Origin of the sequence: Agriterribacter sp., from assembly GCF_035445465.1 — a bacterium.
In the GTDB taxonomy this organism is placed as follows: Bacteria; Bacteroidota; Bacteroidia; order Chitinophagales; family Chitinophagaceae; genus Agriterribacter.
In genome coordinates this window covers 43,415-56,713 of the sequence record NZ_DAOMQT010000030.1, presented here as the reverse complement: position 1 = coordinate 56,713, position 13,299 = coordinate 43,415, and the positions used below count along the sequence as shown (strand labels likewise).

Here is a 13,299-nt window from a genome sequence, read left to right as displayed (position 1 = left end):
GGTGAAACTCCCGCTTGCCTACTCGGCGGTAAATACTCAAAAACATAAACAATAATAAACTAATTCTCATTTCCGAATATTCGAAACTCACGTTTTTTCAAACAGATGTTTAATGATACAATCCATAAAATCTAAACTTTCCCTTTGAATTGATCTCGAGCGTTGGAGCGGGAAATTTAAAAGGCTTCAGCAGATAGGTGGCCGCATCAACCGGTGCAATGGAACGTACCCTGAAAAGGTCGGCATCGGGCGATAGCATAAACCTGCGTGTACGTTCAAACTGAGGAACCAGGTTTCCTTTAACAGTATCCGGATTGGAATGCCCGCCAATCATGCCATCCGCTCCATATCCCAATGCAACGGAAGGCCAGTTGGGAAAAGCGGACGAAGCAGGCAGAAATGATTTTACATTAAAAGACAGCCAGTAACTCTGACCGTTATAATCTTTGAGTATACGGGACGCCCACGACTTACCCAATTCGCCCCTGTGGTATTGCGCATAAGGCGAAAAGTGCGCAGAAAATTTCATGGTAACCCGTTGTTCATTCCACCAGCGTTGCTGCGAAGCAAATATGGCAGTGCCCACCAGGTTGGCCAGCATATCGCCTTTGGAAAATCCCCAGTGTGTGGAAAACCCGTCTAAAATTTCAATAACAGTTAATCCGCCAAGCGCAGTGGCAGAGCCAATAATAATAGCGTCATTTTTTTTAACCCCGCACCAGCGCATCATATCGTATTGCAGCACACCTATATTATAGGCAGTAACGGCATGACCTGCCTTATCCATTTGCAGCCACTCCCTGTTATCGTTAAACAAATGAAACCTGCTCCGGGGAAATTTTTTATACCACAAATAATATAATCCAACGCTAACGGCGGTGCTAACAGCTACTTCTGTGATTACAACTTTTTTCAGCCTGTCGGGCCGGTACGTGTCAGAAGGGGGAAGAAAATGCTGGGCATGCGCCGGTTCTATTCCGAGGCATAATACTACAAAAAGAGAAGTTTTAGATATAATACGATTGAATCTGTGCATATCAGAAGATAAACGAAGTAACAAAAAGTTTAGCAGTTATGTCATTGTCCCTTTTTTCCGGCTCAATGCAGAATGTCGTATTTTTGCTGTATGAATTTAGCATACACGCACCTGCTTCCTGCAGATTTCGCTCCATCATCAAGAGTATGGATATACCAGTGCAGCCGGCCATTTACGCTATCTGAAGTATTGCAGGTGGAAGACATGTTGAACAATTTTTCACAACAATGGCATGCGCATGGCGCCGGCGTAAAGAGTTTCGCTACCGTTTTTTTCGGACAGTTCATTATACTGATGGCAGATGAAACCCATACCGAAGTAAGCGGATGCAGCACCGATAGTTCGGTTAGGATGATCAAAGAAATTGAAAAGCAGTTTGAAGTAACTTTATTCGACAGGCAAACATTAGCCTTTGTAGTGAAAGACAAAACACAATTGCTGCCCCTGAGCCAGTTGGCTTATGCCATGCAAAACAACTTCATTACAGCAGATACCCTGTATTTTAACAATACCGTGCAAACCAAAAAAGAGCTGGAAAGCAACTGGCTCATCAGCCTTAAAGATAGCTGGCTTGCCCGTAAACTGGCATTACCACCTGTTATATCCTGAATTATTTTATGATATTCACCATCGAACCTATCTTTATAAAAAATACAGGTAATGATTGTTGAAAAAGACAAAATAGTAAGCATTCAATACAATGCAACCGATGAAACGGGAGCTGTGGTTGACAGTAATACCGAATTTGAGCCCTTAGAATATTTGCACGGGCACGGCAATATTTTGCAAAGCTTGGAAGAAGCCCTTGAGGGTTTACAAATAACCGAAGAAAAAAAGATAACATTAGCTCCGGGAGATGCTTACGGCGATTTTGATCCTGAACTGGTGTTTGAAGTAAGCAGGGAACAATTTCCCGAGGGCGCCGCACAGGTGCAATTGGGCACGATGGTACAGTCGTCGGACGGGCAGGAGCTGTTAGTTACAGATATAGACGGTGATAAAATTGTTTTGGATGGTAACCATCCGCTGGCAGGAAGAACTTTACATTTTAGCGTAACTATAAAAAATATCAGGCAGCCTACTGCTGAAGAATTATCGCACGGGCATGTGCATCATGCGCATTCGCACGATAATAGTTGTGGTGATGGCTGCGGATGTCATTAGTAGTGGTAAGTGATAAGTGGTAAGAAGCGCTACATCATACGCCTGAGCCGGTCTTCTTTTTCCAGCAACTTTTTTAGCAGGTTAATCTGGTTGCAGCCACGAATGAAGTTATGTCCTTCATACCTGGCGCCGTAGTATTCATCATTATTCAGGTGATCTGCTATAAAACGCAGGGCCTGCATATAAACAAGATAACAGGCTGCATCAAAAAAAGCGTTTTTTTCAGATGCGCTGAGTTCGTTTTCCATTCCTTCTATGTAACCCTGAACGATGGCTTTATAATATTCTTCCCTGATCTTAATCTTCGAAAAATCGTTTTCTTCCTCACTTACGGGCGAAAGACAGGTGCGCATCATATCGCCCACATCACTGATAAAATACCCCGGCATTACCGTATCCAGGTCTATTACACAAACCCCTTTATCCTGCTCATCAAACAAAACATTACTGATCTTGGTATCATGATGCGTAACCCTTAACCTGAAACCGGGGTTTTGTTTCATCGCGTCAAAGCTTTTTACAATATAGTCATGCTCCTTCAGCCAGCTGATTTCTTTCTCAGCATTTGCAATACGTGTAGCATTGCCCGTTTGCAGCGATTGAAGAAATTGATGATAGCGAAGACTCAGGTTATGAAAATCCGGAATGGTAACTTTTAATTCATCTACCGGGAAACCTTCCAGTAAATGGGTAAACCGCCCGAATTGCTTTGCGGCTTCAAAAGCCTGTTGGGGCGTTTGAACCACATCAACCGTATGCGATCTTTTTACAAAAGGCACCAGCCGGAAATACCCTTCCCCCTCCATAAAATAAATATCGGCGCCGCTTGTAGTATGCAGGGTTCTTACAAAAAAATAATCAGGATGATGCGCTGCAAGATAAGAGCCGATGATACGGATATTGTGTGCTATATCCTCCGGCGATTTAAATACATGATGGTTAATGCGCTGCAATATGTACGAAGTATCATTATCATGCCGGCTAACCTTCCATGTATTATTGATCAATCCTGATCCGAAGGACTTCACCTCCAACGTGGAAAAGTCCAAACCGTATGTTTGTAATACCTGTTGTAACATTTGACTGAAATCGGTTAAAGGTAGAAGAAAAACAAACCATACTGTTTATTTTGTATCCTAATCTCTAAATTTCACACAAACGTTTCCGTAAATTTAAATACCGTAAATACAGTTATGAATATAAGAGATGCCATTCTTGAAGAACATTCAAAGTCCCAGTGTGTCAAAATAGTAGCTTATATTGGCAACAGCCAGGAACGTTTTGATGAACTGGCAGCACTTTTCTTATATGATACATACCGCGTGGCGCAAAGAGCCGCATGGCCATTAAGCTATTGCGTGGCAGCCCATCCCGGCCTGATAAAAAAACATTTAAAAAAGATCATTCACAACCTGAAAAAGCCCGGCATTCACAATGCTGTAAAAAGAAATACCGTGAGGCTGTTGCAGGAAATTGACATTCCCAAACCGCTCCACGGTGAGGTAATGGCAACCTGCTTCGCGTATGTTGCCGACCCTAAGGAAGCCGTTGCAGTAAAAGCTTTCTCCCTGGGTGTACTGGGTCGCCTTGCCAGGCAATACCCCGCAATAATACCCGAAATAAAACTGCTTATAGAAGAACAGCTGCCTCACCAAACAGCAGCATTTGCCAGCAGGGCAAAAAGCATATTAAAGGAGATGAAGGAAAAGCACTAAATAGCAAAAAACAAGAACCAAATAAAATTCAAATCCGAATACTTAAAATTCGAAATCCGAAAGAATGCAAAGCACCAGAACTGGCTGTCGGCGGTCAGCTTTCAGCTATGAGTAATATATATGAGGAGTGTCCGGTCTGTTGTTAGTAATATTCTACTGATCTGACACTTACACTTCATTCCTCACACCCTATACCCTATACCTCACTACCTTATACCTTATACCCTATACCCTATACCTCACTACCTTATACCCTAATACAACACCCTTACTTTAATCGTTTCTTTAATGCTCTTCAGCAGCTCCATCGCTTCTTTAGAAAGATTTTTGTTTACATCTAATACCACGTACCCAATTGCATCATTGGTTTTAAGATACTGGGCTAATATGTTAATGTGGTGAGAAGACAACTGCGTGTTGATCTGCGACAGCACCCCGGGCACATTTTTATGAATATGCAGGATCCTGTGCGCTCCTTCCTGCAACGGCAATGCCAGTTCAGGTACGGTATGCGACCCCGTGGTAATGCCTGTTTCCAAGAAATTGATCAGCTTCAGGCTTACATCTTCGCCAATATTGGTCTGCGCCTCTTCTGTAGACCCGCCTATATGCGGCGTAAGGATAACGTTAGGCAGCTTTTGCAGCGGTGTATGAAAAGCATCACCGTTTTTTTCAGGCTCTACCGGGTACACGTCAATGGCCGCACCCGAAAGCTGCCCGTTTTGCAAAGCCAGGGCCAACGCATCCAGGTCTACCACCTGCCCGCGTGCATAGTTAATAAGAATAGCTCCCTTTTTAAAATGCTTAAATACACCCGCACTAATAAGATTTTTAGTTTGCGCAGTTTCGGGTACATGCAGGGTTACAATGTCGGCTTCCTGTAAAACGTCTTTCATGCTCTTCCGCGCCTGGGCATTGCCCAAAGGAAGGCGGGTAACGATATCATAAAAAATAACCTTCATCCCCAGGGCTTCCGCCAGCACACTTACCTGGGCGCCGATATTTCCATACCCAATAATACCCAATGTTTTACCCCGCAGCTCATAACTTCCTTTCGATTCTTTCAGCCATATGCCCTCATGCGCAGCTTTGTTTTTATCGGGAATGCGGCGTATAAGCATAACCGAAAGCCCTATAACCAGTTCGGCCACCGACCGGGTATTGGAATAAGGGGCATTAAATACGGATACGCCGTTAGCTGTAGCCTGGCTAAGGTTAACCTGGTTTACACCAATACAAAAACAGCCAATGGCCTGCAGCTTGCCCGCGGCATTCAATACGGCAGGGGTTATTTGCGATTTGGAACGAATGCCCAGTAAATGGGCATCCTTAACTTCCTTAATGAGCTCTTTTTCGGGTAAGGCCCCGGCTATTTTTTTTATTGAAGTATATCCTGCTTTTTTAAAATTTTGTACTGCCTGCTCACTAATATTTTCCAGCAATAAAATGTTAATCTTTTCTTTGGGATAACTGGTCCGTTTTTTGTCGCTCATGGATTATATTTGTAAAATTGCAGCGCGAAAATAATAAGTAATTGCCTTTCAACGTTCTTTTCTGACCATATCCAGATGAAAAATTTTATTTTCTATACTTTACTGATCTCCTTTTTTGCTCCTGGTTGCTATTATTCTACCATCAAAAAAAACAAGCCTGCGGCCTCCCCGGCAAATGACTCCGTGGTGCACCAGCCTGCCATTTCGGAAGCGGAATTTAAACGTTATTACAACGCTTCAGAACAGTTTTACGAGCATATACTGGAGAGAAGCCAGTTTAGCGGCGAATTTCTTGTGGCCAAAAAAGGAGAGATCATTTTTGAAAGATATGCCGGCTACAGCAACATCAGCACCAAAGATTCGCTGAATGCGAACAGTGCGCTGCACCTGGCTTCTGTTTCTAAAACCTTTACGGCAATGGCCGTATTAAAACTGTGGGAGGAGGGAAAATTAAGCATTAGCGATGAAGCATCGGTTTACCTGCCCGGCTTTCCTTATGAAGGCGTTACCGTAAAAACCTTATTAAATCACAGAAGCGGTTTGCCTAATTATGTTCATGTAATGGAACAATTAGGCTGGAACAGGAAAAAAATCGTATATAATGCAGATGTATTGCAATTCCTCGTCACCAATAAAAGTAAATTGCAGGTAGCCCGCCCCAACAGGTCATTTCATTATTGCAACACCAATTATGCTTTGCTGGCACTTATTATAGAAAAGGTGAGCGGACTGCCTTATCCCCAGTTCATTTACGAAAACTTTTTCGCGCCGCTGGGCATGACCAACAGTTATGTATTCACCATGTCGGATTCGTTAAAAGCGCTTCCCTCCTACAATTATAAAAATAAACAGGAGGCATTTACCTTTTTAGATGCGGTATATGGCGATAAAAATATTTACAGCACGGTACGCGATTTATTGAAATGGGAAACGGCCCTAAGCTATGGCAATATGTTCAAACAATCTACGCTGGATTCGGCTTATGCAGGATACAGCTATGAGAAAAAGGGTATAAAAAACTACGGGCTGGGCTGGAGGATGCTGGAATACCCCAACGAGGAAAAAATCATTTACCATAACGGGTGGTGGCATGGCAATAACACGGTTTTTGCCCGCATCATTAAGGATTCCGCCACTATCATCATCCTGGGCAATAAATACAACCGTAATATCTACCAGGCAAAAAAGCTTTTCCCTGCTTTCGGCGATTATGCCACGGAAGAAGATACGGAGGAGTAAAGAGGGTTACAAGTTGCAGGGTACAAGGCAGGAACCCCTGAAACCTGTACCCTGAAACCTGTAACCATTCACTGATCTTACCGGCTTTCATTTCGCCTCCTTAAATACCTTAATTTTACTGCTCCAAGTAACGTTCATGAAGCTATTCTCCGCTACACAAATCAAAGCATGGGATCAATATACCATACAACATGAACCGGTAACTTCCATCGAACTGATGGAAAGAGCAGCCATGCGTTGCCGTGACTGGATAGCGGCCAATATGCCGGCTAAAAAAAATTATATGGTTTTTTGCGGCCCCGGCAATAATGGTGGCGACGGATTAGCCATAGCCCGGCTGCTTATTCAAAAAGAAAATACCGTTCAGGTATTTATACTGGGAAATACAGGGATCAACTCCGGCGATTTTCTTACTAACTTAGAAAAGCTGCAGGCATCTACAACCCGGATAGAACTGCTCGAAAAGGAAGGCGTATTTCCTGTCATTTCCCCATCCGACATAGTTATAGACGCATTGTTTGGTTACGGGCTTAACCGCCCGCTGGAAGGCTTGTCCGGAGCATTGGTTACCCATATGAATCATTCCGGGGCGCCTGTTATCGCAATTGATATGCCCAGCGGGCTTTTTGCGGACAAAAGCTCACGGGGAAATACCGTTATCCGCGCCACATTTACATTAACATTCCAGGTAATGAAGCTGGCTTTGCTATTACCTGAAAACGCTGCTTATACCGGTACTGTTCAGTTAATGGATATCGGGCTGCATCAGCAATACTACACCGGTACACCTGCTGATTTTGAAATTATTGAAGCAGCAACCATCCGTTCCTACATTCAACCCCGTAAAAGGTTTTCACACAAAGGAACATACGGGAGCGCAGCGCTTATTGCCGGCAGCTACGGTATGATGGGCGCTGCTGTGCTTGGCGCAAAGGCCTGTATGCGCAGCGGAGCAGGTAAGCTTACCTGTTATATCCCGGCCTGCGGTTATACCATTTTGCAAACCGCTGTTCCAGAAGCGATGTGCGTAACCGGCACAAATGAAAAACAGCATACTTCCTTAACGCTGGAAGGCACATACGATGCTTATGCTGTAGGGCCGGGAATGGGGCCATATAAATCAGGAAGCGATGTGCTGGAAACCCTGTTAGACAAAAAACCTCAGCGCCTGATCATTGATGCCGATGGACTTAACCTGTTATCGGCTACCCCTGAGCTGTATTCCAAAATACCTGCGCATACTATACTCACTCCTCACCCCAAAGAATTTGAAAAGCTGTTTGGACCCTCCGCCAATGATTTTGAACGGCTTCAGCTTGCGCTGGAAAAAGCTAAAGCGTTACAGGTATATATTATACTAAAAGGAAACTACTCCTTCATTGCCACACCAGGCGGAAAAGGTTATTTTAATTCTACCGGTAACCCCGGTATGGCTACGGCGGGAAGCGGCGACGTGCTTACAGGAATATTATTAGGACTGTATGCACAAAACAGTAATGCGGAACAGGTTATTTTAACCGGCGTATACCTGCACGGATTGGCGGGAGATATAGCCGCTCAGCAGCAAACGGAAGAATCCCTCGTGGCCGGAGACATTATTGAACAGATGCCCCGGGCCTTCAGGCATCTGAAAACCAGTGTTTATTTTAGCTAAATGGCGTTTTTCAGCCTGAAACCCCTATTTTTGCCGTCCCAAAAACATAACATACAAGAACTCAACGTTTATGGACAAATTGTTCTATCTCGTACCCCTTCTGGGACTGCTTGGATTGCTTTACACTTTTATAAAATTTAACTGGGTTGTTAAGCAGGATGCGGGTTCCGAACGGATGAAGGAAATCAGCAATTATATTGCAGAAGGCGCGATGGCTTTTCTGAAAGCCGAGTGGAAGATATTAGGCTATTTTGTTGCTATTGTTGCTATTTTGCTGGGCATTATGGCGCAGGCAAATCCGCACTCCCACTGGTCTATTGCCATTGCCTTTATTGCCGGCGCTGTATTTAGCGCGGTTGCAGGATACATAGGTATGCGCATTGCCACTAAAAGCAACGTGCGCACCGCGCAAGCTGCCAAAACAAGCCTGAGCAAAGCACTATCGGTTTCATTTACAGGCGGATCTGTTATGGGGCTGGGTGTTGCCGGTTTAGCGGTATTGGGACTGGGAAGCGTATTCATTATCTTATACCTGTATTTTGCAAGCGGCATACCCGCCGGCACACCGGAGTACAGCCAGGCCATGCTCAAAGCCATCGAGGTGCTTACGGGCTTCTCTCTGGGCGCGGAAAGCATTGCTTTATTTGCCCGCGTAGGTGGTGGTATATATACCAAAGCTGCCGATGTTGGTGCAGACTTAGTAGGAAAAGTAGAAGCAGGTATCCCGGAAGACGATCCGCGTAACCCCGCAACTATAGCCGATAATGTAGGGGATAATGTGGGGGATGTGGCTGGTATGGGAGCTGATTTATTTGGTTCCTACGTGGCAACAGTGCTGGCAACGATGGTACTTGGGCAGGAAACAGTATCTGTTGACAATTTTGGAGGGATGGCGCCCATATTGCTACCCATGCTGATTGCCGCGGTTGGGATCATTTTTTCCATTGTGGGCACCTGGTTCGTGAAGGTTAGTGATAAAGCCGGCATCAATACCGATAATGTACAGAAAGCCCTGAACATGGGTAACTGGGGTTCTATTATACTCACTGCACTGGCATCTATTGGATTGGTATATTTTATTTTACCGGAAACCATGTCGCTGCGCGGACACGAATTTTCCAAATGGGGGGTGCTCGGCGCCATTGGTGTAGGCCTTGTGGTAGGCGCTTTAATGAGCATTATTACGGAATTCTATACAGCAATGGGCAAAAGACCCGTGATGTCTATTATACGCCAGTCGTCTACCGGTCATGCTACCAACGTAATTGGCGGACTGGCGGTAGGCATGGAATCTACTTTCCTGCCGATATTAGTACTGGCGGGCGGTATATGGGGATCTCATGAGTTTGCCGGCTTATACGGCGTTGCCATAGCTGCGGCAGGTATGATGGCCACTACGGCTATGCAACTGGCTATTGATGCTTTTGGACCCATTGCCGATAATGCAGGCGGTATAGCAGAGATGTGCGAACTGCCTAAGGAGGTACGTGAAAAAACAGATGTGCTGGATGCTGTGGGTAACACCACAGCCGCTACCGGAAAGGGATTTGCCATCGCCTCTGCGGCTTTAACCGCATTAGCGTTATTTGCGGCTTTTGTGGGCGTGGCAGGAATAGAAGGTATTGATATTTATAATGCTAAAGTATTAGCAGCGCTTTTTGTGGGAGGCATGATACCATTCATTTTTTCCTCTCTGGCCATACGGGCTGTGGGTGAAGCGGCTATGAGCATGGTAGAAGAAGTTCGCCGCCAGTTCCGTACTATACCCGGAATTATGGAAGGTACAGGAAGGCCCGAATATGAAAAGTGCGTGGCCATCTCTACGGAAGCTTCCATAAAGAAAATGATGCTGCCTGGCGCCATTGCCATTATTTCTCCGCTGATCATTGGTTTTTTAGCAGGACCGGAAGCTTTAGGCGGTTTTTTAGCCGGTGCAACCGTAAGCGGTGTGCTCATGGGTATGTTTCAAAACAATGCCGGCGGCGCCTGGGATAATGCTAAAAAATCATTTGAAAAAGGTGTAGAGATCAATGGTGAAATGTTTTATAAAAAATCCGAGCCGCATAAGGCGTCTGTTACCGGTGATACCGTTGGCGATCCGTTTAAAGATACTTCAGGCCCGTCTATGAACATCCTGATTAAACTGATGTCTATTGTTTCACTGGTCATCGCTCCTACTTTGGCTGAGTTGTATAATACCAAAACAGGACAGGCAGCCATAGAAAAGAAGCAGACAACCGAACAGGTAACAACCATTACAACGTCAATTACAAAATAACAATCGTTTTGAATGAGCAAAAGAGGCAGGTTTTTTGAAAAGCCTGCCTCTTTTGTTATACTGGCATTAAACGCCACAATTTACCATTTGATAACCCGGGTATACTTATCTTAATGAATCGTTGGGAATCAATAAGTTATATTATAGCTACCAAAAAGTGTCTTTTTTTAAAACCCTTTCCGTCATATCATCGTACTTATACTTAGTAATTTCATATAAATTTTAGTGTAAAGGATATTTTTGATTGAATAAGATTAGTATCTTCACGCCTCTTTATTATTTTAACATCATTTGAAAGAACCAAATCCTATTGGGCAAAATCATTTCAAATCCTCCTGTTAAAGTCTCCTTTGAAACCTCCTGTATCCAATTTTTTTCCACTATTCTTTGAGCGCCATTAGCCTAATCCAACTTTAATCATTTACACTGACCTGTTAATAAATATTTCTGCTCATGAAATCAATTTTACTTTTCTCTTTAGCCCTGGCACTCGCTGTTAGTGGAATATCGCAACCATGGACTATTGGTCCACCACCAGATATATGGTCGAATACCGAAATAAGCGATCCTGTAACAGGATATAATGAAACCTTTCTATCAGGTGATATCATGCGCAGTGAAGGAGTACGATATAACCACTACAGTCCAATCTTTAATGTTAGCAACAAGGGCTGGATTTCCCCTCTTAATGTTTTCAATCCTTACGGGCAATCAACCAACAATACTGACTATTTTTTGTTCCAGGGTGAAAGCTTTATTCGCGGTGAGGATGGTGTTGTAAGCTTTGATACTTTGCGATTAAATATTGGAGCCAATAATACCATGCACATAGAGAACAGCAATGGCGGTTATTTAATAGAAAATCCCACTTCATTCCAGGGACAACCTCCGGGTGGCATTTCCATTTCACGCGCCCTGTATTTTAATAATGGTATTACCACCACATTAAGAGACAAGCCGGTAAACGGCGCTATTGTATTTGTGAACAGCGCTTTTTATACCGGTGGTTTAACCGATGCCCAGCATGTAGATGGTTTTGTAAGCGAAGCTAATTACCCGGGGGGTGATCCACCGCCCGGACATAACGGCGATTTCACCTTTCCTGTGGGTAATGGTAATGCCGTTTATCAACTTCGAAGACAAGGCGTTTTTGAAGAAACAGATCATACGCTTACGGTTGGATGGGTTGATGGCGATCCGGGCGATACGCCTGATCCGACCAGGGATTTCAGTTTTTCCGTTGATCCTTTTAACCCAACCTCACCAGCCTCGATATACCTCCCTCCGGAAATAGCAGGTGTGGCGAAAGCGGGCTTTTGGGACTGGCATTACCAGGACGCATCAATAACGCCCAATCCCAATGCTTATAATGGTAAGGCAATGGCCAACGAACAAATCATTACCGTTTCCCTTCCTGATTTAAGCGGTTACCCGGGTTTACTACCCGGTGAACTCCGGTTGATTGGATATGTCCCGGGGCTTAAATGGATACTTCTCGGCGGCACCGGTGCAACAGGCTTAACCAAAGGCTCTCTGTTAACAGGCACTATCCCTGCCGGCCAGGTAATTTCAGCAATTGCTATCGGCAGCACCAATAATATTATCCTCCCTGTTACCTTTACTTCCTTTACCGTTAAAGCAGAGGGCTGCAAGGCATTATTAGAATGGCAAACGGGCATGGAGCAAAACAACAGCCATTTTGTGGTAGAACGCAGCACCAACGGATCTGAATTTACCGCTATCGGCCGGGTGAGCGCTGTTGGTAACAGCAATACCACAAATACATACAAATTCACAGATGAGGCAACGGCCAGCGGCGTGAACTACTACCGCATTACACAGGTAGATTTTGACGGAAAACATTCCGGCACAGAGGTGAAGGCCATACGCATACAATGCAATGGGAACATGGTTGTCTTAAAGGCCTACCCCAACCCTGCTGCCAGCCAGGTGAACATCCAGAGCGGTAAAGCGATAGCACAGGTAAACGTAGTAGCCACCAACGGGCAAACGGTTATGAAATATGTACCATCGCAAAACCAGGGCGGCACATTCTCCCTGAACATACAACGCGTTCAAAACGGTATCTATTTATTGCAAATAGTAAATAAAGACGGCACCATTGACGTAATTAAATTGTTGAAACAGTAAAAACCAATTACAAAATCTCCCTGAGGCCAAAAGCGAAAACTTTCACTTTTGGCCTTTTTTATTTACAGCATCCGCAATTACTGCTGTCTCCCGTTATCTAAATTTTTCGTAAAAAGTGCGGGATCGTTTGTTTAGTTACGAATGAACTCGTATATTCGATACGAAAAAAATCGTATACATGGCACAACAAAAAACAGTAAGACCTACTGAAAGCGAACTGGAGATACTGCAGGTACTATGGGAAAAGGAGAATGCAACAGTAAGGGAAGTGCATGAAATTTTGTCGGTGAGCAAAGACGTGGGATATACTACTACCCTGAAGCTCATGCAGATCATGCATGAAAAAGGTTTGGTAAGCAGAAATGATGCTTCCAAAACCCATATTTACCAGCCGGCGGTAAGCCGCGAAAAGACACAGAAACATTTTGTAGGCAAAATGATAAACAATCTCTTTTCGGGTTCCCCTGCCCAATTGGTAATGCAGGCCTTAGGTAACCACAAAGCCAGTCGCGATGAACTGGAAGAAATCCAGAAACTCCTGAACTCGCTTAAAAAGTAATTTTAAAAGC

General features: G+C 44.3%; 11 protein-coding genes. 8 read left to right on the top strand and 3 right to left on the bottom strand.

The annotated features are described in order from the left end of the window. Positions 1-109 precede the first annotated feature (109 nt). The gene (locus tag PLE34_RS14585) at positions 110-1,036 is read right to left on the bottom strand and encodes a DUF2279 domain-containing protein (protein ID WP_324558130.1); all 927 of its coding nucleotides are present in this window, start codon (positions 1,034-1,036) and stop codon (positions 110-112) included. Positions 1,037-1,126: 90 nt separating this feature from the next. Here PLE34_RS14585 and PLE34_RS14580 point away from each other — a divergent pair, with 90 nt between their 5' ends. Together PLE34_RS14580 and PLE34_RS14575 are read left to right on the top strand one after the other, a co-directional pair. Continuing rightward, positions 1,127-1,645 carry a hypothetical protein gene (locus tag PLE34_RS14580; protein ID WP_324558128.1) on the top strand — a complete coding sequence of 173 codons (519 nt, stop codon included), beginning with the start codon at positions 1,127-1,129 and terminating at the stop codon, positions 1,643-1,645. Positions 1,646-1,696: 51 nt separating this feature from the next. After that, complete coding sequence (locus tag PLE34_RS14575) at positions 1,697-2,200, top strand: FKBP-type peptidyl-prolyl cis-trans isomerase (protein ID WP_324558126.1); 504 nt, start codon at positions 1,697-1,699, stop codon at positions 2,198-2,200. 29 nt (positions 2,201-2,229) lie between these two features. Here PLE34_RS14575 and PLE34_RS14570 read toward each other — a convergent pair whose 3' ends face one another. Then, positions 2,230-3,279 carry a phosphotransferase enzyme family protein gene (locus tag PLE34_RS14570; protein WP_324558125.1) on the bottom strand — a complete coding sequence of 350 codons (1,050 nt, stop codon included), beginning with the start codon at positions 3,277-3,279 and terminating at the stop codon, positions 2,230-2,232. 114 nt (positions 3,280-3,393) lie between these two features. On the opposite strand from PLE34_RS14570, the gene PLE34_RS14565 reads away from it, so the two are divergent. Beyond that, positions 3,394-3,915 (top strand): HEAT-like fold family protein, encoded by a 522-nt coding sequence (locus PLE34_RS14565; RefSeq protein ID WP_324558124.1) that lies wholly within the window; start codon positions 3,394-3,396, stop codon positions 3,913-3,915. 254 nt (positions 3,916-4,169) lie between these two features. Here the strand turns inward: PLE34_RS14565 and serA are convergent, their stop codons facing one another. Further along, entirely contained in the window at positions 4,170-5,408 is a 1,239-nt protein-coding gene (gene serA / locus PLE34_RS14560) for a phosphoglycerate dehydrogenase (RefSeq protein ID WP_324558123.1), read from the bottom strand. A 75-nt stretch (positions 5,409-5,483) separates the two neighbouring features. Between serA and PLE34_RS14555 the strand changes: the two genes are divergently transcribed. From PLE34_RS14555 to PLE34_RS14535, 5 genes are all read left to right on the top strand, one after another. After that, a complete protein-coding gene (locus PLE34_RS14555) occupies positions 5,484-6,647 on the top strand; it encodes a serine hydrolase domain-containing protein (protein WP_324558121.1) in 1,164 nt (387 codons plus the stop codon). Between the two features lie 136 nt (positions 6,648-6,783). Continuing rightward, positions 6,784-8,301, top strand: a complete 1,518-nt coding sequence (locus PLE34_RS14550; RefSeq protein WP_324558119.1) for an NAD(P)H-hydrate dehydratase — start codon at positions 6,784-6,786, stop codon at positions 8,299-8,301. Positions 8,302-8,371: 70 nt separating this feature from the next. Next, positions 8,372-10,579, top strand: a complete 2,208-nt coding sequence (locus PLE34_RS14545; RefSeq protein WP_324558118.1) for a sodium-translocating pyrophosphatase — start codon at positions 8,372-8,374, stop codon at positions 10,577-10,579. Between the two features lie 453 nt (positions 10,580-11,032). Then, complete coding sequence (locus PLE34_RS14540) at positions 11,033-12,730, top strand: T9SS type A sorting domain-containing protein (RefSeq protein ID WP_324558117.1); 1,698 nt, start codon at positions 11,033-11,035, stop codon at positions 12,728-12,730. A 178-nt stretch (positions 12,731-12,908) separates the two neighbouring features. Then, positions 12,909-13,289, top strand: a complete 381-nt coding sequence (locus tag PLE34_RS14535; RefSeq protein WP_324558115.1) for a BlaI/MecI/CopY family transcriptional regulator — start codon at positions 12,909-12,911, stop codon at positions 13,287-13,289. The last annotated feature ends 10 nt before the right edge of the window (positions 13,290-13,299 follow it).